The sequence below is a fragment of the Streptomyces sp. CB03234 genome, from assembly GCF_001905885.1.
GTDB lineage: Bacteria > Actinomycetota > Actinomycetes > Streptomycetales > Streptomycetaceae > Streptomyces.
This window is the reverse complement of record NZ_LIYH01000003.1, coordinates 83,059-103,381: the sequence shown is the minus strand read 5'-3', so window position 1 is coordinate 103,381 and position 20,323 is coordinate 83,059. Positions and strand designations below refer to the sequence as shown.

Here is a 20,323-nt window from a genome sequence, read left to right as displayed (position 1 = left end):
CATGCACTACGAAGAACTGGCCACCCTCGGGCAGCAGTTGCGCGTAGACGCGGTACGCGCCGCCGACGCCGCCGGCTCCGGGCACCCCACCTCGTCCATGTCGGCGGCCGACATCGCGGCCGTCCTCCTCGCCCACCACCTGCGGTTCGACTTCGACCACCCCGAGCACCCCGGCAACGACCGGTTCGTCCTCTCCAAGGGGCACGCCTCACCGCTGCTGTACGCCATGTACAAGGCGGCCGGGGCGGTCGGTGACGACGAGCTGCTCACCTTCCGCAAGCTGGGCAGCCGCCTCGAAGGGCACCCCACGCCCCGGCTGCCGTGGGTCGACGTCGCCACCGGCTCCCTCGGGCAGGGCCTGCCCGTCGGTGTCGGGATCGCGCTCGCGGGCAAGCGCCTCGACGAGATCCCGTACCGCGTCTACGTCCTGTCCGGCGACAGCGAGATGGCGGAGGGCTCGGTGTGGGAGGCCGTCGAGCACGCCGCGTACAACCACCTCGACAACCTCACCCTGATCGTCGACGTCAACCGGCTCGGGCAGCGCGGCCCGACCCGGCACGAGCACCACCTGGCCGCGTACGAGCGGCGGCTGCACGCCTTCGGCTGGCACACCATCGAGGTCGACGGCCACGACGTGCAGGCCGTCGACCGGGCGTTCGCCGAGGCCCGCTCCACGATCCGGCAACCGACCGCGATCCTCGCCGCCACCCGCAAGGGCCGGGGAGTCGCCGCCGTCGAGGACCTGGAGGGCTTCCACGGCAAGCCCGTCAAGGACGCCGAGGCCGCCATCCAGGAGCTGGGCGGCCCCCGCTCCCTCCACGTCGACGTCCAGCGGCCACCCAGGACGTCCGGGCGGAAAATCACCGCCAACGGCGAGAGCGAGCCGCCCGAGCCCGAGCTGCCGCGCTTCGACATCGGTGACTCGGTCGCCACCCGCACCGCCTACGGGCACGCCCTGGAGGCGCTCGGCTCGGCACGCGCCGACGTCGTCGCCCTGGACGCGGAGGTCAGCGACTCCACCCGTACCGAATTCTTCGCCAAGGCCCACCCCGACCGGTACTTCGAGTGCTACATCGCCGAACAGCAGCTCGTCGCCGCCGCCGTCGGGCTCCAGACACGCGGCTACGTGCCGTACGCCTCGACCTTCGCGGCCTTCCTCACGCGCGCGTACGACTTCGTCCGCATGGCCGCCGTCAGCCGCGCCGGGATCAACCTGATCGGCTCCCACGCGGGCGTCGCCATCGGCCAGGACGGCCCCTCCCAGATGGGCCTGGAGGACCTGGCCATGTTCCGCTCGGTGCACGACAGCACCGTGCTGTACCCGTGCGACGCCAACCAGACCGCGAAGCTGGTGGCGACCATGGCCGACCTCAAGGGCGTCCGCTATCTGCGCACCTCGCGCGGCGACATGCCGGTGCTGTACGGGCCGGACGAGACGTTCCCGGTGGGCGGCTCCAAGGTGCTGCGCACCCACGGCGACGACGACCGGGCGACGATCGTCGCCGCCGGGGTCACGGTCCACGAGGCACTCAAGGCAGCCGACCTGCTCGACGACTACGGCATCCCGGTGCGGGTGATCGACCTGTACTCGGTCAAGCCGGTGGACACGGACACGCTCAACGACGCGGCGGGCACCACCGGGTGCCTCCTCACCGTGGAGGACCACCACCCGGAGGGCGGCCTCGGTGACGCGGTCGCGGAGGCCTTCTCCGACGGCCGTCCCGCGCCCCGCATGGCGCGCCTCGCGGTACGGAACATGCCGGCGTCCGCGACCCCGGAGGAGCAGCTGCACAAGGCGGGCATCGACGCGGAGTCGATCGTGGCGGCCGTACAGCTGGCGGTGGAACGCATCGCGGCGCCGTGAACCGTCACGCCAGCCGGTGCCAGAAGGTCCTGGAGCCCCAAGGCACCCGAGCCCTTCAGGCCCGGGTGGGCGAAGCCGCCGAAGACGCCCAGCCGACCGGCGCCCGGCGCGACGCGCGGTGATGCGCACCGAAGTCACCCACCCGAGTGGACGGCACACCCGCTCAGCCATGGCCGAGGAGCCATTCCTCCCGGGTCACGGCGTACTCCACATCACCCTGCTCGGACCCTTCGACCACGTCCGGCCACTCCTCGAAGAACGTCCGGACATACGTCAGTCCGCACTTCTCCATCACCCGCCGCGACCCCGCGTTGACCGTCATCGTGTTGGCGGTCACCCGCCGTACGCCCAGTTCCCGGAAGCCCTTGTCGATCAGCGCCCGGGAGCCCTCGGTCGCGTACCCGCGGCCCCATGCCGCCCGCCGCAGCCGGTAGCCGAGCTCCACCACCCCTTCCCCTTCGCCGTCCAGCGGCTCCAGCGAGAACCAGCCGAGCCACTCGCCCGTGGCGCGCGCCTCGGCGGCCCAGAAGCCCCGCCTCATCAGCCGCCGCAGCGACCCGGCCCGCACCTCTTCGCGGGACGCGGGCCGGCCGCCGTTGATGTACCGCATGACCGCGGGGTCGTTGTCGAGCGCCACCACGTCGTCCAGATCGTGCTCCGTGACCGTGCGCAGCACCAGCCGGGGTGTTTCCAGGAAGACCGTCATGGGCAGGATCGTGCGTTCACGCGCCACCGTCCCGCAACGTGATTCCGGCGTGTGACGGACGGCCGCCCGGGTACGCGCACACGATGAGTACGAGCAGCACCCGCGCCGTACGAGCCGGCCGCCGGACCGTCGACATCCACCGCCCCGACAAGGTGCTCTTCCCGGACGACGGGATCACCAAGGCCGACCTCGCCGGCTACTACCGCTCCGTCGCGCCCTTCATGCTGCCGCACCTGCGCGGCAGGCCCCTGATGCTCGAACGGCACCCCGACGGCATCGACGGCCCCCGCTTCATGCAGAAGGACACCCCCGACAGCTATCCCGACTGGATCCACCGCGCCGAGGTCCCCAAGGAGGGCGGCACCGTCACCCACACCGTGTGCGACGACACCGCCACCCTCGTCCACCTCGCCGACCAGGCCTGCGTCACCCTGCACCGCTGGCAGTCCAGGGCCGACCGGCTGCACCGGCCCGACCGCATGGTGTTCGACCTCGACCCTTCCGAGGACGACTTCGGCGCCGTACGCCGCGCGGCGCACCTCCTCGGCGAGTTGCTCGACGCGCTCAAGCTGCCCTCCGCGCTCATGACCACCGGCTCCAAGGGCCTGCACGTCATCGTCCCGCTCGACGGGCACAGCGAGTTCGACGACGTACGCGCCTTCGCCCGGGACGTCGCCGACACCCTCGCCGCGGCCCACCCCGGTGAACTCACCACCGCCCCGCGCAAACAGGCCCGCGGCGACCGTCTCTACCTGGACGTCCAGCGCAACGGCTACGCGCAGACCGCCGTCGCGCCCTACTCGGTACGCGCCAGGCCGGGCGCCCCCGTCGCCACGCCCCTGCGCTGGGACCAGCTCGACGACCCGGCCACGCACGCCCGCCGCTGGACCGTCGCCACCGTACTCGAACAGGCTCGCAGCGCCCCCTGGGACGGCTCCGCGCTCCGCGCCCGCGCCCTCGGTCCGGCGCGCCGGCGCCTGGACGCACTGCGCTGACAGCACACCGAGCCCGGGCCAAGGGTTTGCGGATCCGAGTCACGGCAACCCGAAGAGCGAGGCATTCATGGCGAACACACCGGAAGACACACAGAACACCCAGAACGACAGCCAGAACGACAGCCAGAACGACAGCCAGAAGGACACCAGCGCCCGGGCGACCAGCGCCCGGGCACACCAACAGCCCCAGGAACAACCGCCGAGCCCCATGCGGGTGTTGCGGGGCGCATGCGCCCAGCTCGCCGAACTGACCGGCATGGAAGCCGAGTCGGTGTCGTCGTTCGAACGCACCGAGGACGGCTGGACCCTGAACGTCGAGGTCCTCGAACTGGCGCGCGTCCCCGACACGATGAGCCTGCTCGCCTCGTACGAGGTCGAGCTCGACGCACACGGCGAACTCAGCGGCTACCGGCGCGTCCGCCGCTACGAGCGCGGGCGGTCGGACCGTTCCTAGGGAGGGAGGCACCCCACCATGACCGTTGTCCCGGCACAGCAAGGCGGCGGCGGCGCCCGCGGCACCAGCGGCCTGTACGACGTCCTCGAACTCGTCCTGGACCGCGGACTCGTCATCGACGCGTTCGTCCGCGTGTCCCTGGTCGGCATCGAGATCCTGAAGATCGACGTACGGGTCGTCGTCGCCAGCGTCGACACCTACCTCCGCTTCGCCGAGGCCTGCAACCGCCTCGACCTGGAGGCGGGCCCCCGCAAGGACCCCGGACTGCCCGACCTGGTCGGTGAGATGACCGAGTCCGGCGCCCGAGGCAAGTCCAAGGGGGCGCTCTCCGGAGCCGCCGAGACCATTTCCGACGCCCTGAAGGGCTCGTCCAGCGGTTCGTCCAGTGGGTCGTCGAGCCGCTCGACGTCCCGCAAGAAGGAGGAGCAGGAGTGAGCACGTACGTCTACGGCATCGCCCGCAGCTCGCACCCGTCCCTCCCCGAGAAGATGGGCGGGATCGGCGACCCGCCACAGCCCGTCCGGATCCTCGTCCAGGGGGCGCTCGCCGCGCTCGTCAGCGACGCGCCCGAGGACCTCAGGCCCAAGCGGCGCGACCTGATGGCCCACCAGAACGTGCTCGCCGAGGCGGGCGCGGGCGGCGCGGTGCTGCCCATGCGGTTCGGCGGCATCTCGCCCGACGACGACGCGGTCCTCGCCGTCCTCGACGAGCGCGAGGAGCACTACCTGGAACGGCTGCGGGCCCTCGACGACAAGGTCGAGTACAACGTCAAGGCCAGCCACGACGAGGAAGCCGTCCTGCACCGGGTGCTCGCCGACAACCCCGAGCTGCGCGGGCTCAGCGAGGCCAACCGCGCGGCCGGCGGCGGCACCTACGAACAGAAGCTCGCCCTCGGCGAACGCGTCGCGGCCGCCGTCCAGCAGCGTGAGGCGAGCGACGCGGTCCTCATCCAGGAGGCGCTGCAGGCCGAAGCCACCGACGTCAGGCCCGGCCCGGAGAGCGGCGCCTGGCTGGCGAACATCTCGTTCCTGGTGGAGCGCGACCGCGCCGACGGCTTCGTCGCCGCGATCGACAAGCTCCAGCAGGCCAACCACCACCTCGTGCTGCAGGTGAATGGCCCGCTGCCGCCCTACAGCTTCGTGGAGTGAGAGGAAAGGGACCCGAGCATGGGCCTGCTGGGAGAACTGCTGCTCCTGCCGGCGGCGCCCCTGCGCGGCACCGCCTGGGTGCTGCGCCAGGTGGTGGCGGAGGCCGAGCGGCAGTACTACGACCCCGCCGCCGTACAGCGCGAACTCGCCCGCCTCAACGAGCTGCTGGAGGCGGGCGAGATCGACGAAGAGGAATTCGACCGCCGGGAGGACGAGCTCCTCGACCGCCTGGAGAAGGGTCCGAGACAGTCATGACCACCCCACGCCCCAGCGGCCTGCCCAGCCCGTACGCGTCGGACGGCAGCAGCGCCAACCTCGCCGACATCCTGGAACGCGTCCTCGACAAGGGCGTTGTCATCGCCGGCGACATCAAGATCAACCTGCTGGACATCGAGCTGCTGACCATCAAGCTGCGCCTCGTCGTCGCGTCCGTCGACCGCGCCAAGGAGATGGGCATCGACTGGTGGGAGAGCGACCCGGCCCTCTCCTCCCGCGCCCGTGGCAGCGAACTCGCCCGCGAGAACGCCGACCTGCAGCGCCGGATCGCCGAACTGGAGGGACGCACCGTATGAGCACCGACCGGCTGCAGTACGTCTACGCCGTCACCCGCCCCTTCGACGGCGTCCTGCCGGAGGGCGCCCACGGCATCGGCGGCGAACCGCCCCGGCTGCTGCGCCACGGCGACCTGGTCGCCGTCACCGGCGCCGTCCCGGCCGGCGACTTCGACGAGGCGCCGCTGCGCGCCCGCCTGGAGGACCTCGACTGGCTGGCCGACGCCGCGCGCGCCCACGACGCGGTGATCTCCGCCCTGTCCACCGTGACCTGCCCGCTCCCGCTGCGCCTCGCGACGGTCTGCCGGGACGACAGCGGCGTGCGGCGCCTCCTGGAGGACGGCCACGACCGGTTCGTACGGGCCCTGGAACGGCTGGACGGCCGGGTCGAATGGGGCGTCAAGGTGTACGCGGAGCCAGGCGCCGCGCAGCAGCAAGAGGAGGAACCGGCGGCCCACGCGCGCGAGGCGAGCGGCCGGGACTACCTGCGCCGCCGGCTGCACGCCCGCCGCAGCCGCGACGGCGACTGGCAGCGCGCCGACGCCCTGTGCCGCCGGCTGCACACCGAGCTGTCCCGCTGCGCGGAGGCCGGTACCGTCCACCGCCCCCAGGACGCCCGGCTCTCCGGCGTCCCCGGGGTCAACGTCCTCAACGCCGCCTACCTGGTGGACCGCGCGCGCAGCCAGCAGTTCGTCGAGCTGGTCGACGGGGCCTCCGAGCCCGGCGTGCGCGTGGAGCTCACCGGGCCGTGGGCCCCGTACTCCTTCGCCGGCATCGCGGAGGAGGACGTCCACGAGACCCAGGAGGCCGGCCGATGACCGCCCCCGTGACACGGGCGGCTCCGGAGCCCCTGGCCGAGCGGCGTATCGCGCTGGTCGACCTGCTGGACCGGCTGCTGGCGGGCGGCGTGGTGCTCACGGGCGACCTCACCCTCAGCATCGCCGACGTCGACCTCGTACGCGTCGACCTCAAGGCCCTCATCAGCTCGGTCGGCGAGGACGTCCCCTCGCCCTGGGAACCGCTCCGCGAGGTGCGCCCGTGACCACGCAGCGCCGCAAGGTGGAACTCGACCCCGACACCGTGGAACGCGACCTCGCACGGCTCGTCCTGACGGTCGTGGAGCTGCTGCGCCAGCTCATGGAGCGGCAGGCGCTGCGGCGCGTGGAGGGCGGGGACCTCACCGAGGAGCAGGAGGAGCGGATCGGGCTGACGCTGATGCTGCTGGAGGACCGCATGGAACTCCTGCGGACGCGGTTCGGACTCGAGCCGGAGGACCTCAACCTCGATCTGGGGCCACTCGGCCCCCTTCTGTGACTCTCGGGAACCCTGAGCCGCACCTCCGTACCCGGCCCTCTCCGAGCGCCCCGGGCCGGACGCGCGGGCGGGCGGGCCGGCGCTAGGTGGACCGGGGGAAATTCGTGCGCGTCGCCCCCTCACCGGCGCGCGTGGGCGACTGGATCAGCAGATCATCGGACGCGTGGTCGCAGTCCACGCCGCACGGCCGCCGGCGATGCAGGGAAAGGCTCCGACATGCCCGTCGTCAACGTCGTCACCAGCGCAGGACGCCGCGTGCTCACCGGTGCGGTGTGCGCCGGACTCCTCCTGGCGGGCTGCGCCGCCCCCCGGGCGGCCCACGGCCCCGCCGTCGCGGAGGGCGGCAGGACGGCGCCATCCGCGGCCTCCCCGGCGCCCGGCGCCCCCGTGCCGGCGCGACCCGCCGAGATCCCCGGCCTCGGGCCCGCCACCCGCTCGCACATCCCCGCCACCAGCAGCCAGGCGCTCGTCGTCAAGGGCGACGGGCCGCACTCCGACCAGTCGACCGCCGTCCTGTACGAGCGCGACGCGGCGACCGGCTGGAAGGCGGTCAGCCAGCCGTGGCCCGCGCACAACGCGCTGCGCGGCTGGACGGCCCACCACCGCGCCGGAGACCTGCGGACGCCCATCGGGGTGTTCGCCCTGGGCGACGCCGGAGGCGCCCTGCCCGACCCGGGCACGCGGCTGCCCTACGACCAGAGCGAGGAGTTCAACCTGTCCGGCACGGGCTTCCTGGGCGAACCGCTGGAGGGGTCCTTCGACCACGTCGTGGCCATCGACTACAACCGCGTCCCCGGCACCTCACCCCTGAACAAGGTCCGCCCTCTCGGCCTCGGCAAGGGCGGTGGCGTCTGGATCCACGTCGACCACGGCGGGCCCACCCGTGCCTGCATCTCCCTCCAGCGGGACGACATGCGGCAGTTGCTGCTCGCGCTGGACCCGGCGAAGAACCCGGTGATCGTCATGGGGGACGCGGGGACGCTCGGCCGGTGACGACGGCGGCTCACGCCAGCATCCGCGGACGGTAGACCGTCAGCGCCTCGGCGTCCTTGTCCACCGCCAACTCCGGCGGCGCCTCGACGACTTCACCGTCGTACGCCAGCGGCGTCCCCGGCGCCAGGCCCGACACCCGCACCCGCCGCAGCTGCTCGGCCGCGTGCACCGGCGACCGGCTGAGGGGCCCCGCGAGCGCGGCCGCCAGCAGCCGCAGCCCCGGCAGCCGGCCGGCGTGCACCACCCGCACGTCCAGCAGGCCGTCGGCGAGGTCGTAGCGGCGGCCCGGCGTGGGGCCCATGCGGCGGTAGACGCAGTTCCCGGCGAACAGCAGCCACAGCGGGCGCCGCCGGCCGTGCACCTGCGCCACCAGCGGATGCTCGCCGCGCAGCACGTGCCACGCGGCCAGTACGCCGGCGGGCCAGCCGCCGATCCGGGGCGACCAGCGCTCCCGGAGCCGTACCAGTTCGGGGTAGACGCCCAGACTGAAGGTGTTGAGGAAGTACCCGTACGGCGCGCCGTCCGGCCCCGGGGCGAACCGCCCCAGGTCCACCCGGACCGCGTCGCCCGCGGCCAGCGCGCGGCAGGTGTCGTGGACGGACTCGATGCCGAGGTCGTACGCGAAGTGGTTGAGGGTGCCGCCGGGGAACACCGCGAGCGGCAGGCCGTACCGGGTGGCCACCGCGGCGGCCCGGTTGACGGTGCCGTCGCCGCCCAGGACGCCCAGCGCCCGGCACCGCCCGGACGCGGCGGCCTTCTCCAGCGCGTCCGGCACGTCGTCCGGGTCGCACTCCAGCACCTCGGCGCGCGGCAGCGCGTCCCGCACCAGCGCGGCCGTGTCCCCGGAGCCGGAGGCCCGGTTGGCGACGACCACCAGATCGGCCCCGCCGGGCAGCGCGGGCGCGTCGGCGTGCGGGCGGCCCGGGGCGGGCAGTTGCGACCGGGTCGGCACGATCCCGCGTACGGCGAAGGCGGCGCCGACGCCCAGCGCGGCGCCGACGAGCACGTCGCTCGGATAGTGCACGCCCGTGTAGACGCGGGACAGCGCCACGGCGGCGGCGACCGGCGCCACGGCCGCGCCCCAGCCCCTGGACTCCAGCAGGACGCCCGTCGCGAAGGCCGCGGCGGACGCGGAGTGCCCGGACGGGAACGACGTGGTGAACGGCTGCTTCTTCAGCTGCCGCACCAGCGGTACGGCGTCCCGAACCGGCCGGGCGCGGCGTACGGACCGCTTGCCGACCGTGTTGATGGCCGCGGACGCCAGCGCCAGCGACGCCACACCGCGCACGGCCGCCCGCCGCGACCGGGCGCCCCGCCCGAGGACGGCCATACCGGCCGCCGCGCCGAACCACAGCAGCCCGTGGTTCGCCCCGTGACTCAGCCGGGGCAGCACTCGGTCGCCACCCGGCCAGTGCCGGGTGGCGACCCGGTGGAAGACCTCCCGGTCCCAGGCGCTGAGGCGGGCGGTCACCCGGCCACGGACGGTCTCGGCCGGCTGCACGCCGTAGGAATCGACCATGCCCCGCGCGTACCCGGCCCACGCCTCGCCCACGCGTACCCGCCCGTGCGCCGCCGCCCCCGCGCTCTTGCACGGCGGCGGGCCGCGTACCTCCGGCCGCCCGGCCGCACCGGCACGGCTTCGCGCGCCCGCCGCGCGGCCGGGGCGTCTTACGGCGTCGCCGTACGCCGGGCGCGCCGACGGCGCACCCACAGTGCGCCGCCGCGCGCCCCGGCGCCGGGCCGGCGCCGGGCCCGGCGCCCCGACCGCCCGTGGACCGGCCACCGGCGACGCCGGGCGCCGTGGTCCGGGGCCGCCCGTGGGCCGGCGAGCCGATCGGCCGTCGGCCAGTCACCGACGCCGGGCGCTGTGGTCCGGGGCCGCCCGGGGGCCGACGGGCCGATCGGCCCTTGACCGGCTACCGACGACCAGGGCGCTGTGGTCCGGGCCAGCTGGCCGTGGGCCGACCGGCCGTGCGCCGGGTTCGGGGCGGGCCGCAGTGCGGCCGCGCGCGGCAGGTGGCCGGGCGGCCCGGCCGCACGTGGTGCGGGCACCGGCCCCGCGCCGGTCGGCGGCGAGCAGGCCCGGCGGCCTGGCCAGCGTCGCCGGCGGGCCGCGGGCCGTACTGGGTGCGCGGGCGCGTCAGGCCGAGGGGGCGACCGGGCCGTACTGGGCGACGGGGCGCGTCAGGCCGGGGGCGACCGGGCCGCACTGGGCGACCGGGCGCGTCAGGCCGGGGCGGCTTCCCGTTCGCGTTCCTTTTCCGCGTACGGCCAGCGCAGCAGCGCGCCGAGGCCGCCGACCGGGACGTCGTCGTCGATCTCGGGGCGTACGCGCAGTACCTCCGCGCCGGTCATGATCGCCGAGCGCAGCAGGGCGTCGTCGGCGCGGGCGGGCAGGGGTTCCCGTTCGCCCAGGTAGTGCGTGTCGCTGCGGCGCACCGCGATCTGGTCGGGTTCGGCGCCCACCCACACCTGACGGTGCGCGTCGGGCCCCTCGGGCCGGATGAGCAGCTCGGCGATGCGGTGCTCGCGGGCCGCCTCGACCAGCGCGGGTACGCCCTCGGCCGCGGCCTGCCCGGCGGCGCCGCCGGTCGAACGGGCGGACCGGAACCGGTCCAGCTCCTCCTCGGCCAGCCGCCGCAGGTGCTCCTGGCGGGCCGCTTCCACGTCCTCGTCCAGCAGCCGCACGCTCTTGTCCGCGCCCGGCGCCCGGCTCCCGTGCTCGCTCTCCACGGCGAGTGGGCGGACCTCGGCGGGCAGCCGCTCGTGCACGGAGTGCCGTTCACGGACGTCGCCGGTGAGCACGATCAGATCCGCGCCCGTCTCCTCCTCGCACTCGGCGAGGGCCTCCGCGATGCGCTCCGCGTTCTCCTCCCAGGTGTTGTCCACACTGAGCTGGAAGTGACGCTCGGACCAGTCCGCCGAGCCGGTGCGGTGGATGGGCCAGTCCCTGCCCTGCACATGACCGGCCGGACGGCCGCCCAAGGGGCTGCGCAGCTCCAGGTCGGCGCCGGTGCGGTCGATGTAGGCGACCAGGCAGACGGGTTCCTGCGCCGCCAGGTCCAGCAGCGGGCTCAGCCGGGGCAGCGCCGCCCATGTCACGTCGGCGGGGGCGACGGGGCGCCGTGTCAGCGGCGGGTCGAGGACGACCTCGCCGTGCGCCGCGAACACCGCACGCCCCGCCTCACCCGGAGGCCGGGGCCAGTCGGTCAGCGCGTCGTGCACGGCCCGCTCGGTCGCCGGGTCGCATCCCTGGGCGCGGAGCTCACGGCAGACCTCCCTGGCCTGCAGCTCACGTCGCTCCCTGGCGGACTCGTCGAACCCGGAGGTGTCCAGGTAGACACTGGCCCACGGCCCGGGGCGGTCGAAGAGAGTGGTGAGAAAGGCGAGTTGCATGGCTCCCTCCCGGAGGCCGGAATGTGCGTCCCGAACGGGTACCCGGCAGACCATCGGCCACACAGGTCACTCGCCTGGCGCCCGCCACCGGAGCCGGGAAGAGTGGACCGGGTGACATCAGTGGATCCACGGAGGTGACCCCCGATGCCGAACCCCCATGTGCCCGGCACGCTCCTCACCCGGCACGGTGAGGCGCTCGACCTGTTCGGCGCGCGGGTGCACGCCGTGCGCGCCGACCAGTGGGACGCCCCGACGCCCTGCACCGAATGGTCGGTACGCGACCTCGTCAACCACCTCACCGCCGAGCAGCTGTGGGTGGTGCCGCTGGTACGGGAGCGGCGCACCGTCGCGCAGGTCGGTGACGCCTTCGACGGCGACGTCCTGGGCGACGACCCGGTCGCCGTCTGGGACCGGGCGGCGGCCGACGCCCGCGACGCGTTCCTGGAGAAGGGCGCGCTGGACCGTACGGTCCACCTCTCCTCCGGACCGACGCAGGCCACCGCGTACTGCTCGCAGATGATCGCGGACCTCGTCATCCACGCCTGGGACCTGTCCCGGGCGATCGGCGCGGACGAGCGGCTGCCGCCGGACCTGGTGGAATTCGCCGTGCAGGAGGTGTCCCCGTACGCGGACGACCTCGCCGGCAGCGGTCTGTTCGCCACGCGGCTGAAGCCGCCGCCGCACGCGGACGAGCAGACGAAACTGCTCGCCATGGTCGGACGCGAGGCGTGACGCACGCATGACGAGGCTCCTCGTCCGCCGCGCGGGACGAGGAGCCGGCCTTGGCGTACGAGTCAGCCGTAGGCCGTCAGCCTGAGGCCCCCGAGGCCGTCAGCCCGAGGCCTTGGCGAACTCCGCCGTGAACGTCTCGCAGAACGCCTTGAGGTCATCCGGCTTGCGGCTGGTGATCAGCGTGCTGGGCCGCGCCCCGCACACCTTCACCTGCTCGTCCACCCACTCACCGCCGGCGTTGCGGATGTCGGTCCTCAGGCTCGGCCAGGACGTGAGCGTCCGGCCGCGCACCACATCGGCCTCCACCAGCGTCCACGGCCCATGACAGATGGCCGCGACCGGCTTGCCCGCCTCGAAGAAGTCCCGGACGAACGCGACGGCCTTGTCGTCCATCCGCAGGAAGTCCGGGTTGGCGACACCGCCGGGCAGCACCAGGCCGCCGAAGTCCGCGGCGGAGGTGTCGGCGACGGTCCGGTCCACGGGGAAGGTGTCCGCCTTGTCGAGGTGGTTGAACGCCTGGATCTCGCCCGGCTTCGTCGAGACGAGCACGGGCGTGTCACCGGCGTCCTTCACGGCCTGCCAGGGGTCGGTGAGTTCCACCTGTTCGACGCCTTCGGGCGCCACGAGAAACGCGATCTGCACAGTGGTTCCTTTCTGGCTGTCATCCGGGTTCGGTGTTCGGCTCGGCCCGGCTGATGTCGGCGAGCGCGGAGTGCGGGTCCTGCGACACGGCCAGGTCCCCGATGCTGACCATGCCGAGCGGGCGGCCGTCCTCCACGACGGGCAGCCGGCGGACGGCGTGGCGCCGCATCAGGTCGACGGCGGCCGAGACCTCGTCGTCGGGGGAGACACAGACGGGATCGGGCGTGCACACCGACACGGCGTCGACGGTGAGGGGGTCGGCGCCGTCGGCGACCGCGCGGAGCGCGATGTCGCGGTCGGTGACCACGCCCACGAGCCGGTCGCCGTCCGCCACCAGCACATCGCCGATGTCCTGGGCTCGCATCAGCTGCGCCGCCTCGACGAGCGACGCGTCGGGGCGCACCGCCGCCACACCCGGCGTCATGACGTCCCTCACGAGCTGTGCCATGGTTGTCCGCCTCCCTGATTCCCGCCTCGTCTTCCCTTCACGTCCCTTCACGTGACGCCGCCCGGGGTACCCGTGCCGGGATCCTTCATGCCCGGTTCAGGCGTGGTGCGGTGGCCGCTCCAGGGCCACGGCCACCTCCTGGACGCTGCGGTACGTGCGGTCGCCGGGCAGCCCCGCCACCCGCTCCATGAGCGGATCGGGTGCGTGCCGCTCCCGCAGGATCCGCAGGAGGTCGCCGCGGTGCGCCGGGAACGGCGTACGGGCCAGATGCCTGCCCAGTTCCAGGCGCAGCGCCTCGAACGGGTCGGTGTGGACCCGGGGCGGTGCCAGTTCCGGGTCGTCCTCGGCAACCGGCTCCGGGTCGTGCCACTCCTCGGTCCTCGTCGGGTGCCCGGACCTGAGCAGCCCCTTGAGCTGGTGCTTCATCTCATCGTCCTGGCGGCGGCTGAGCCGGTCGCTGCCTCGCTGCATGGCGCCCTCCACGCTCTTCCGTGTGCGGTCGCCCGGCGGGTACCCGGCCCGGCGCGGGCAAACCCGGGTTTGGGGGCCCGGGCAGCGGGGGACTCGCCGCTGCGGCTGAGCGGCCAATGGGTGACAGGGAAGAAGAAGGCCTCGGGCGCGGACGGCGGTCCGCGCCCGAGGCTTTCCCGTACCCGGCCGGACCAGGGGCAGGAACGTTTCCGTCACCGGGGGTTTGTCTTCCGTTACGGGGGAGACCCGGCCCTCAGACGGAAGGACCGGGTCTATGGGACTGCTATCCGTACTGGTTCCCCTGCTGCTGCCGCCCGCGATGCTCGGCGTCGTCGTGGCGATGGGGCGTTACGAGGAACTCATGCTGCCGGAACCGGGGGAGCTGCCGGTACCGGGGGAGGAGGCCGGCGCGGAGGGGGCCGGCGCCCTCACGACTTCCCGCCCGGCAGGAACTCCTGCACCTTCGCCTTCAGCCCCTGCTTCACGACCGCGCCACGCTCGGCGTCGCCCTTCGCGAGGGCCGCGACGGTCGACTCGAGCTGCTGCCAGGTCGCATGCGGCGGGATCGGCGGTACGGACGGGTCGGTGACGAACTCGACGACCGCCGGGCCGTCCGCGGCCAGCGCCATCCGCCAGGCGCTCTCCACCTCGTCGGGCTTCTCGACCCGCAGGCCGGTCAGCCCGATCGACTCGGCGAACAGCGCGTAGGGCACGTCCGGCAGCTCCTGGGACGGCAGGAACGACGGCGCGTTGCCCATGGCGCGCAGCTCCCAGGTCACCTGGTTGAGGTCCCGGTTGTTCCATACGCCGATCACCAGCCGTGGATCGTCCCACTGGTGCCGGTACTTGGCGGCGGTGATCAGCTCGGCCAGCCCGTTCATCTGCATCGCCCCGTCGCCCACCAGCGCCACCACCGGCCGGTCCGGGTGCGCGAACTTCGCGCCGATCGCGTACGGCACCCCGCACCCCATCGTGGCGAGTGTCCCCGACAGCGAGCCGCGCATGTCGCCGCGCATCGTGATGTGCCGGGCGTACCAGTTCGCGACCGACCCGGAGTCGGAGGTCAGCAGCGTCCGCTCCGGCAGCAGCGGTGACAGCGCCCGCGCCACGTACTCGGGGTTGACGGGGTCGGCCGACACGCTCGCCCGCCGCTCCATGACCTCGTCCCAGCGCCGTACGGACTTCTCGACCTTCTCCTGCCAGCCGCGCTTCTTGTTCCGTCGCAGCAGCGGGATCAGCCGGCGCAGTGTGGCGCGCGCGTCGCCGATGAGGTTCACCTCGTACGGGTAGCGCATCCCCGCCATGTGCGGGTCGAGGTCGATCTGCACCGCCCGCGCCTGTCCGAACTCCGGCAGGAACTGGCTGTAGGGGAAGCTGGAGCCGATCGTCAGCAGCGTGTCGCAGCCCTGCATCAGCTCCCAGGAGGGGCGGGTGCCGAGCAGTCCGATCGACCCGGTGACGTAGGGCAGTTCGTCGGAGAGGGCGTCCTTGCCGAGCAGCGCCTTGGCGACGCCCGCGCCCAGCAGCTCGGCGACCTCCTCCACCTCCGCGCGGGCGGCGGCCGCGCCCTGGCCGATGAGGATGGCCGGTTTCTCGCCGGAGTTGAGGACCTCGGCGGCCCGCTCCAGGGCGTCGTCGGCGGGCACCGCCGTCCAGGCGCTGCGGTCCAGGCTGGAGGGCACCATCTTGAACTCGTGGGTGGGCGGGCTGTATTCGAGCTCCTGCACATCGCCCGGCACGATCACCACGGTCGGGCAGCGGCGCGCGTACGCCGTGCGGATCGCCCGGTCCAGGACGTTCGGCAGCTGCTCGGGGACGTTCACCGTCGCGATGAAGTCGGAGGCGACGTCCTTGAACAGCGAGTGGAGGTCGACCTCCTGCTGGTACGAGCCGCCCATCGCGCTGCGGTGCGTCTGGCCCACGATCGCCACCACCGGCACGTGGTCGAGCTTGGCGTCGTACAGCCCGTTCAGCAGGTGGATCGCGCCCGGCCCCGAGGTCGCCACGCACACCCCGAGCCGGTGCCCGAACTTGGCGTACCCGACCGCCTCGAAGGCGGCCATCTCCTCGTGCCGGGCCTGGATGAAGCGGGGCTGGTTCTCGGCGCGGCCCCAGGCGGCGATCAGGCCGTTGATCCCGTCACCCGGATAGCCGAACACGCACTCGACATCCCAATCGCGCAGCCGCGCGAGAATCACGTCGGCGACATCCTTGCTCATCAGCGGTCCTCCTGGCCTCTCCGGTCGGGTTCGTACTCGCCGGTAACTTTCTGGTGTTCCGGCAGTACGGGCCCGGGTACCGGGCCTCGAAGAGCGGAAACGCCCGAACGCGGCCAGCATGGAATCAGGAGTTTGCCGGGGTCGGCCCCGGGCATGCGCATCTCGTGCTTCGGACCGGAGGCACGTCCGTAGGAGCGGCGATCCGTTCCGGGCGTGTCCCCTGCCCGGAGAAAGGAGCTCTCCTCGGGGTGACAGCCAACCGTCAGCACCGTTCAGGGAGCTGAAAAGCATCATGCTTACCCTCGCTCACACGAAGCATCCGCACGACGACGCCCCCGACACCGCCGAGGCGTTCCAGCGCCTGGCCACCCTGCCCGAGGGCGAGGAACGGGAAGCCGTCCGACAGGACATCGTCCGCGCCTGGCTGCCCATGGCGGACCGGCTCGCCGGCCGGTTCCGCAACCGCGGCGAGTCCCTGGAGGACCTCAAGCAGGTCGCCGCCCTCGGCCTGGTCAAGGCCGTGGACCGGTACGACCCCGAACGTGGCGCGGCCTTCGAGAGCTTCGCCGTACCCACCATCACCGGCGAGATCAAGCGCCACTTCCGTGACCACATGTGGACGCTCCACGTCCCGCGCCGTGTCCAGGACCTGCGCGGCCGCGTCCGCACCGCATACCAGGAACTCTCGCACTCGGTCGGAGGCCGCGCTCCCACCGTGTCCGAGATCGCCAAGAAGGCCGGCATGACCGAGGAGGAAGCCGTCGCCGGGCTGGAGGCCCTCGACAGCTTCACCGCCCTCTCCCTGGACGCGGAGCTTCCCGGAACCGAGGACGGATACACCCTCGTCGACGCGCTCGGCGGCCCCGACCCGGCCCTCGACGTCGTCATCGACCGCGAATCGGTCAAGCCGCGCCTGCGCAACCTGCCCGAACGCGAGCAGAAGATCCTCTACATGCGGTTCTTCCGCGACATGACGCAGAGCCGGATCGCCGAGGACCTCGGCATCTCCCAGATGCACGTGTCCCGGCTGATCAGCCGCTGCTGCACGCAGATGCGGGAGGACATCATGCGGGACGTCGCCGCATAGCGAGCGCGATGTGGCGGGACATCACATCGGCGGCCTGCCCCTCCGCCATCGAGAACGCCCGTCTCGCGCCCGTACGCAGCAGCGTCAGCACGCCCAGCACGCCGCCGTCCTCCCCAGGCAGCGGCAGGCACAGCAGCGAGCTGACCTCGGCCCGCACCAGCACCGACGCGCCCGAGGCGTCCTCGCCCAGCGCGAGGACGTCCTCGGGCCGCACCTGCAAGGAGGCCGACCCGCCCCGGGCCACCTCCACCACCAGCGGGCAGGCCTCCGGGTCCTGCTCCGCGACCGCCTTCACCAGCGGCGCGTACGCCTCGTCCGGCGGCCCCAGCGCCACCGCCCGCCGCAGCGGCCGCCCCGCCCCGGACGTGTCCGCCACCACCCAGTCCGCGAACCGGCCGTGCAGCACCCGCGCGGCCGCCCGCAGCGCCGCCTCCGCGTCCCCCGGCGGGGAGGTCAGCAGGGCGACCGCCATCGCGTCCACCAGGTCCATCATCCCGGCGCGCTGCGTGGCCTCCGCCAGGTCGGGCGGCAGCAGCCGGCGCCCCACCGCCCCGGCGGCCGCCGGCGCCGCCGTGCCCGACACACCCGGCTGGAGCACCACGAGCACCGTGGGCTGCGGCTCACCCGGCAGCGGCAGCGCGACCAGGGAGGCCCGCACCGGCTCGTGCGGCCGCTGCTGGAGCCGTACGGTCACGCTGCGGGCGCCCTCGCCGCGCGCCGTGGCTGCCGCCTGCGTACGGAAGGGGGCCCGGTCGCCGGAGACCAGCAGCCCGGCCAGCGGGCGGCCCGTGGCGTAACCGGCGCGGACCCCGGTCAGACCCGTCGCGGCGAAGTTCATCCGGCGTACCACCGTGTCGCGGTCGACCAGCGCGACCGGCAGCGGCAACCGCTGGAACAGCGTCTTCAGCAGCTGCCGCTCCTGCCGGTCGGCCGACGTGCCGTCCGGGGCCCTGGCGGCGAGCCGCTCGTAGCGCGGCCAGAGCGACTCTGCCGCATGCTGGAGTTCGAAGAGCGCCGCGTCCAGGACGCCCTGCTGCTCGGCGGGCGGAAGAGCGCGTGCGGAGCGCAGTTCGGCGACCCGTCGTACAAAATCCGCGAGATCCTCGCCGAACTCGTCCGTCTGCGTCATGGAAGCACCGTAACCGGACCACGGAGCCGACGGGAACGGCCGTTTCGAGCTGCGGGCACGGGGCAGCCGGAGCGAGAGAGGAGTGGTACGCCATGTTCCCCGAGCAGGAGTACGAAGGCCCGGAACCGGCATCCACCGCACGCAAGCTGCACCAACTGACCGAGCAGTGCGTACGCTCCGTCCCCGCCTGCTGCGGAGCCGTCGCGACGCTCAGCGACGCCGACGGTGACGGCGAACGCCGCACCAGCGCCACGCACCCCGATCTCGCGGCCCTCGTCTCGGTCCAGCTCGACTCCGGCGACGGCCCCATCAGGGCCGCCCTCGACAGCGGCGAACCGGTCGACGCGGAGGACCTGCTGACGGACGAACGCTGGCCCGACTACCGGGCGATGGCCCTCGGCTCCGGCGTACGCGCCAGCGTCACGCTCCCCTACCACCGGGCCGGCATGGACATCACCCTCAACCTGTACGGCTTCCGGCCCGGCTCCCTGGAGCACGCCGCACACGGCTGCGTCGCGCTCCTCGGCGAGGAGATCACGGCCGGCCTGGCCCGCGACCGGCGGTACCGCGCCGCCCTCACCGAGGTCGGTCAGCTCGCCACGGCGCTGCGCTCCCGGCCGGTGATCGACCAGGCCGGCGGCATCGTGATGCACGTCCTCGGCTGCGACGCCGACGAGGCGTACGGCGTGCTGCGGCACGTCTCGCAGCTCACCAACCGCAAGCTCGCCGACGTCGCGGCGGGCGTCGTACGCACCCGGGGGCGCGGCCTGGAGAAGGAACTGGCCCGCCTGGCACCCCGTGGATGACGGTGCGGCGGAATCCCGGAGCGGCGATTTGTGAAGAACCTCCGTATAAAGGGCTGTGGGGCTGGGCACATGTCCCCGGACCACCAGCGGCGGAGCTCCAGCGGCGGAGGTGAGGGCATGCGGCAGCCGGACACCCGAGGGCGCGGACCCGTCCGCTACGGGCCCCCCGCGCCGGAACCCGGCCTGCCCGTCCTGCCCGAGCTGGCCGCCGTCCTCGCGGCCGCCGCCCACCGCACCGAACCCGAACCGCCCGGCGGCGGCGCCGTGCTGCGCGACGCGGCCTGCGGCTACTGGTGGCGGCGCGGCCTGCGCTGCCACCCCGAGGACCTGGCCGCCGCGCCCGGCGCCCAGCCGCTGCTGTCGGCGCTCATGGCCGCCCACGGCGGCGACGTCCTCATGCCCCGGCCCTGCCCCGCCTGGTGGACCCCCCAGGCCCGGCTCCTGGGCCGGCCCGCCTACCACGTGCCGACGCCCGCCGAGTGCGGCGGCGTACCCGACCCGTACGCCCTGCTGGAAACCGTACGGCGCGTCCGCGCCGAAGGCGGCCACCCGGCGGTCCTGCTGCTCTCCGTCGCCGACGACCCCACCGCCACCGTCGCCCCGCCCGAGGTGGTGCGCGAGGCGTGCGAGGCGGCCGTCGCCGAGGGCCTGCACATCATCAGCGACGAGACATGGCGCGACACCCTGCACGACCCGCACGACACCGTGCTCGTCAGCCCCGCCGAGATGTGCCCCGACGACGTCACCGTCCTGTGCGACCTGGCCGGCTCCCTCACCCCCGCCGCCTGGCCCGCCGCCATCGCCCGTTTCCCGCACACCGGGCCCGGCCCCGCCCGCCGCGCCCGCACCCTGGACCGGCTCACCGCGCTCGGCGCCCAGGTCGCCGCCCCCGTCGCCGCGGCCGCCGCCCACGCGCTCGGCGAACCCGAGGCGGTCACCACCCGGGCGCGGGCCACCGCCGCGCTGCACGCGCGCGTGGCGGCCGCCGCGCACCACGCGGTGCTGACCGCCGGGGCGCTCGCCCTGCCACCCAGGGCGGGACGGCACCTGTACGCCGACCTCGGGCCGCTGCGCGGCCGCCTCGCCGAGCGCGGCGTGACCGACTCCATGGAACTGGAGGAATACCTGACCGACCGCCTCGGCGTGCTCGTCCCCGGCGGCCACCGGTTCGGCGACGAACTCGGCGCGCTGCGGGTGCGCCTGGCGACCTGGCCCCTGCTCGGCGCAACCCCCGAGGAGCGCACGGAGTCCCTCACGGCGGAGACCTCCACAGCGGCGGATCCGCTGGAATCACCGCACGTGGCCAGGGCGTTGGACAGGTTCGGTTCTGCTTTTCACGAACTTCAGGAACCACGGTGAACGGAGCTG

Annotated in this window: 23 protein-coding genes; 15 read left to right on the top strand and 8 right to left on the bottom strand. The window is 73.7% G+C overall.

The genetic code is table 11. The features are described from left to right. Position 1 precedes the first annotated feature (1 nt). Complete coding sequence (locus tag AMK26_RS13670) at positions 2–1,864, top strand: transketolase (protein ID WP_073754894.1); 1,863 nt, start codon at positions 2–4, stop codon at positions 1,862–1,864. Between the two features lie 163 nt (positions 1,865–2,027). Here the strand turns inward: AMK26_RS13670 and AMK26_RS13665 are convergent, their stop codons facing one another. Continuing rightward, positions 2,028–2,570, bottom strand: a complete 543-nt coding sequence (locus tag AMK26_RS13665) for a GNAT family N-acetyltransferase (protein ID WP_073755487.1) — start codon at positions 2,568–2,570, stop codon at positions 2,028–2,030. A gap of 83 nt (positions 2,571–2,653) precedes the next feature. On the opposite strand from AMK26_RS13665, the gene ligD reads away from it, so the two are divergent. The 10 genes from ligD (at position 2,654) to AMK26_RS13615 (ending at position 8,025) form a co-directional block, all read left to right on the top strand. Continuing rightward, positions 2,654–3,565, top strand: coding sequence for a non-homologous end-joining DNA ligase (gene ligD / locus AMK26_RS13660; RefSeq protein WP_073754893.1), 912 nt, complete (start codon positions 2,654–2,656; stop codon positions 3,563–3,565). A 67-nt stretch (positions 3,566–3,632) separates the two neighbouring features. Beyond that, positions 3,633–4,019: a gas vesicle protein GvpO gene (locus tag AMK26_RS13655; RefSeq protein WP_073754892.1), complete on the top strand. Its 387-nt coding sequence runs from the start codon at positions 3,633–3,635 to the stop codon at positions 4,017–4,019. A gap of 18 nt (positions 4,020–4,037) precedes the next feature. Next, a complete protein-coding gene (locus tag AMK26_RS13650) occupies positions 4,038–4,454 on the top strand; it encodes a gas vesicle structural protein GvpA (RefSeq protein ID WP_073754891.1) in 417 nt (138 codons plus the stop codon). Beyond that, on the top strand, positions 4,451–5,167 hold the full coding sequence (locus AMK26_RS13645; protein WP_073754890.1) for a GvpL/GvpF family gas vesicle protein: 717 nt from the start codon (positions 4,451–4,453) through the stop codon (positions 5,165–5,167). The genes AMK26_RS13650 and AMK26_RS13645 overlap by 4 nt, the downstream gene beginning before the upstream one ends. A gap of 18 nt (positions 5,168–5,185) precedes the next feature. Next, complete coding sequence (locus AMK26_RS13640; RefSeq protein WP_073754889.1) at positions 5,186–5,422, top strand: gas vesicle protein GvpG; 237 nt, start codon at positions 5,186–5,188, stop codon at positions 5,420–5,422. Then, entirely contained in the window at positions 5,419–5,739 is a 321-nt protein-coding gene (locus AMK26_RS13635; RefSeq protein ID WP_073754888.1) for a gas vesicle protein, read from the top strand. Before AMK26_RS13640 ends, AMK26_RS13635 begins: the two co-directional genes overlap by 4 nt. Further along, complete coding sequence (locus AMK26_RS13630; protein WP_073754887.1) at positions 5,736–6,536, top strand: GvpL/GvpF family gas vesicle protein; 801 nt, start codon at positions 5,736–5,738, stop codon at positions 6,534–6,536. The genes AMK26_RS13635 and AMK26_RS13630 overlap by 4 nt, the downstream gene beginning before the upstream one ends. Continuing rightward, on the top strand, positions 6,533–6,760 hold the full coding sequence (locus AMK26_RS13625; protein ID WP_073754886.1) for a gas vesicle protein: 228 nt from the start codon (positions 6,533–6,535) through the stop codon (positions 6,758–6,760). Before AMK26_RS13630 ends, AMK26_RS13625 begins: the two co-directional genes overlap by 4 nt. Further along, positions 6,757–7,032, top strand: coding sequence for a gas vesicle protein K (locus tag AMK26_RS13620; RefSeq protein ID WP_079277578.1), 276 nt, complete (start codon positions 6,757–6,759; stop codon positions 7,030–7,032). Before AMK26_RS13625 ends, AMK26_RS13620 begins: the two co-directional genes overlap by 4 nt. A 216-nt stretch (positions 7,033–7,248) precedes the next feature. After that, positions 7,249–8,025, top strand: coding sequence for a hypothetical protein (locus AMK26_RS13615; RefSeq protein ID WP_073754884.1), 777 nt, complete (start codon positions 7,249–7,251; stop codon positions 8,023–8,025). Between the two features lie 10 nt (positions 8,026–8,035). Here AMK26_RS13615 and AMK26_RS13610 read toward each other — a convergent pair whose 3' ends face one another. Together AMK26_RS13610 and AMK26_RS13605 are read right to left on the bottom strand one after the other, a co-directional pair. Continuing rightward, positions 8,036–9,544, bottom strand: coding sequence for a bifunctional phosphatase PAP2/diacylglycerol kinase family protein (locus AMK26_RS13610; RefSeq protein WP_079277632.1), 1,509 nt, complete (start codon positions 9,542–9,544; stop codon positions 8,036–8,038). 707 nt (positions 9,545–10,251) lie between these two features. After that, positions 10,252–11,421, bottom strand: a complete 1,170-nt coding sequence (locus AMK26_RS13605; RefSeq protein WP_073754883.1) for a baeRF2 domain-containing protein — start codon at positions 11,419–11,421, stop codon at positions 10,252–10,254. A gap of 144 nt (positions 11,422–11,565) precedes the next feature. Here AMK26_RS13605 and AMK26_RS13600 point away from each other — a divergent pair, with 144 nt between their 5' ends. Continuing rightward, positions 11,566–12,153, top strand: a complete 588-nt coding sequence (locus AMK26_RS13600) for a TIGR03086 family metal-binding protein (RefSeq protein ID WP_073754882.1) — start codon at positions 11,566–11,568, stop codon at positions 12,151–12,153. A gap of 99 nt (positions 12,154–12,252) precedes the next feature. On the opposite strand, the gene AMK26_RS13595 is transcribed toward AMK26_RS13600, so the two are convergent. The 4 genes from AMK26_RS13595 to AMK26_RS13580 all read right to left on the bottom strand — a co-directional run bounded on the left by AMK26_RS13595 (position 12,253) and on the right by AMK26_RS13580 (position 15,933). Continuing rightward, positions 12,253–12,795, bottom strand: coding sequence for a type 1 glutamine amidotransferase domain-containing protein (locus AMK26_RS13595; protein ID WP_073754881.1), 543 nt, complete (start codon positions 12,793–12,795; stop codon positions 12,253–12,255). A gap of 19 nt (positions 12,796–12,814) precedes the next feature. Next, positions 12,815–13,243: a CBS domain-containing protein gene (locus tag AMK26_RS13590; RefSeq protein ID WP_073754880.1), complete on the bottom strand. Its 429-nt coding sequence runs from the start codon at positions 13,241–13,243 to the stop codon at positions 12,815–12,817. A gap of 96 nt (positions 13,244–13,339) precedes the next feature. Beyond that, positions 13,340–13,714, bottom strand: a complete 375-nt coding sequence (locus tag AMK26_RS13585) for a DUF2795 domain-containing protein (protein ID WP_073755485.1) — start codon at positions 13,712–13,714, stop codon at positions 13,340–13,342. A gap of 428 nt (positions 13,715–14,142) precedes the next feature. Beyond that, a complete protein-coding gene (locus AMK26_RS13580) occupies positions 14,143–15,933 on the bottom strand; it encodes a thiamine pyrophosphate-requiring protein (RefSeq protein ID WP_073754879.1) in 1,791 nt (596 codons plus the stop codon). Between the two features lie 292 nt (positions 15,934–16,225). Between AMK26_RS13580 and AMK26_RS13575 the strand changes: the two genes are divergently transcribed. Further along, entirely contained in the window at positions 16,226–17,020 is a 795-nt protein-coding gene (locus tag AMK26_RS13575; protein ID WP_073754878.1) for an RNA polymerase sigma factor SigF, read from the top strand. On the opposite strand, the gene AMK26_RS13570 is transcribed toward AMK26_RS13575, so the two are convergent. Beyond that, positions 16,998–18,149: a PAS domain-containing protein gene (locus AMK26_RS13570; protein ID WP_073754877.1), complete on the bottom strand. Its 1,152-nt coding sequence runs from the start codon at positions 18,147–18,149 to the stop codon at positions 16,998–17,000. The genes AMK26_RS13575 and AMK26_RS13570 overlap by 23 nt on opposite strands. A gap of 92 nt (positions 18,150–18,241) precedes the next feature. Here AMK26_RS13570 and AMK26_RS13565 point away from each other — a divergent pair, with 92 nt between their 5' ends. Together AMK26_RS13565 and AMK26_RS13560 are read left to right on the top strand one after the other, a co-directional pair. Further along, positions 18,242–18,955, top strand: coding sequence for an ANTAR domain-containing response regulator (locus AMK26_RS13565; RefSeq protein WP_073754876.1), 714 nt, complete (start codon positions 18,242–18,244; stop codon positions 18,953–18,955). A 117-nt stretch (positions 18,956–19,072) separates the two neighbouring features. Continuing rightward, positions 19,073–20,314 carry an aminotransferase class I/II-fold pyridoxal phosphate-dependent enzyme gene (locus tag AMK26_RS13560; protein ID WP_073754875.1) on the top strand — a complete coding sequence of 414 codons (1,242 nt, stop codon included), beginning with the start codon at positions 19,073–19,075 and terminating at the stop codon, positions 20,312–20,314. Positions 20,315–20,323 lie beyond the last annotated feature (9 nt).

Excerpts from the sequence above, each read along its gene's own strand:
- AMK26_RS13670 (WP_073754894.1), top strand. The coding sequence starts at position 2 with ATGCACTACGAAGAACTGGCCACCCTCGGGCAGCAGTTGCGCGTAGAC.
- AMK26_RS13665 (WP_073755487.1), bottom strand. The coding sequence starts at position 2,570 with ATGACGGTCTTCCTGGAAACACCCCGGCTGGTGCTGCGCACGGTCACG.
- ligD (WP_073754893.1), top strand. The coding sequence starts at position 2,654 with ATGAGTACGAGCAGCACCCGCGCCGTACGAGCCGGCCGCCGGACCGTC.
- AMK26_RS13655 (WP_073754892.1), top strand. The coding sequence starts at position 3,633 with ATGGCGAACACACCGGAAGACACACAGAACACCCAGAACGACAGCCAG.
- AMK26_RS13650 (WP_073754891.1), top strand. The coding sequence starts at position 4,038 with ATGACCGTTGTCCCGGCACAGCAAGGCGGCGGCGGCGCCCGCGGCACC.
- AMK26_RS13640 (WP_073754889.1), top strand. The coding sequence starts at position 5,186 with ATGGGCCTGCTGGGAGAACTGCTGCTCCTGCCGGCGGCGCCCCTGCGC.
- AMK26_RS13635 (WP_073754888.1), top strand. The coding sequence starts at position 5,419 with ATGACCACCCCACGCCCCAGCGGCCTGCCCAGCCCGTACGCGTCGGAC.
- AMK26_RS13630 (WP_073754887.1), top strand. The coding sequence starts at position 5,736 with ATGAGCACCGACCGGCTGCAGTACGTCTACGCCGTCACCCGCCCCTTC.
- AMK26_RS13625 (WP_073754886.1), top strand. The coding sequence starts at position 6,533 with ATGACCGCCCCCGTGACACGGGCGGCTCCGGAGCCCCTGGCCGAGCGG.
- AMK26_RS13615 (WP_073754884.1), top strand. The coding sequence starts at position 7,249 with ATGCCCGTCGTCAACGTCGTCACCAGCGCAGGACGCCGCGTGCTCACC.
- AMK26_RS13610 (WP_079277632.1), bottom strand. The coding sequence starts at position 9,544 with ATGGTCGATTCCTACGGCGTGCAGCCGGCCGAGACCGTCCGTGGCCGG.
- AMK26_RS13605 (WP_073754883.1), bottom strand. The coding sequence starts at position 11,421 with ATGCAACTCGCCTTTCTCACCACTCTCTTCGACCGCCCCGGGCCGTGG.
- AMK26_RS13600 (WP_073754882.1), top strand. The coding sequence starts at position 11,566 with ATGCCGAACCCCCATGTGCCCGGCACGCTCCTCACCCGGCACGGTGAG.
- AMK26_RS13590 (WP_073754880.1), bottom strand. The coding sequence starts at position 13,243 with ATGGCACAGCTCGTGAGGGACGTCATGACGCCGGGTGTGGCGGCGGTG.
- AMK26_RS13585 (WP_073755485.1), bottom strand. The coding sequence starts at position 13,714 with ATGCAGCGAGGCAGCGACCGGCTCAGCCGCCGCCAGGACGATGAGATG.
- AMK26_RS13580 (WP_073754879.1), bottom strand. The coding sequence starts at position 15,933 with ATGAGCAAGGATGTCGCCGACGTGATTCTCGCGCGGCTGCGCGATTGG.
- AMK26_RS13575 (WP_073754878.1), top strand. The coding sequence starts at position 16,226 with ATGCTTACCCTCGCTCACACGAAGCATCCGCACGACGACGCCCCCGAC.
- AMK26_RS13570 (WP_073754877.1), bottom strand. The coding sequence starts at position 18,149 with ATGACGCAGACGGACGAGTTCGGCGAGGATCTCGCGGATTTTGTACGA.
- AMK26_RS13565 (WP_073754876.1), top strand. The coding sequence starts at position 18,242 with ATGTTCCCCGAGCAGGAGTACGAAGGCCCGGAACCGGCATCCACCGCA.
- AMK26_RS13560 (WP_073754875.1), top strand. The coding sequence starts at position 19,073 with ATGCGGCAGCCGGACACCCGAGGGCGCGGACCCGTCCGCTACGGGCCC.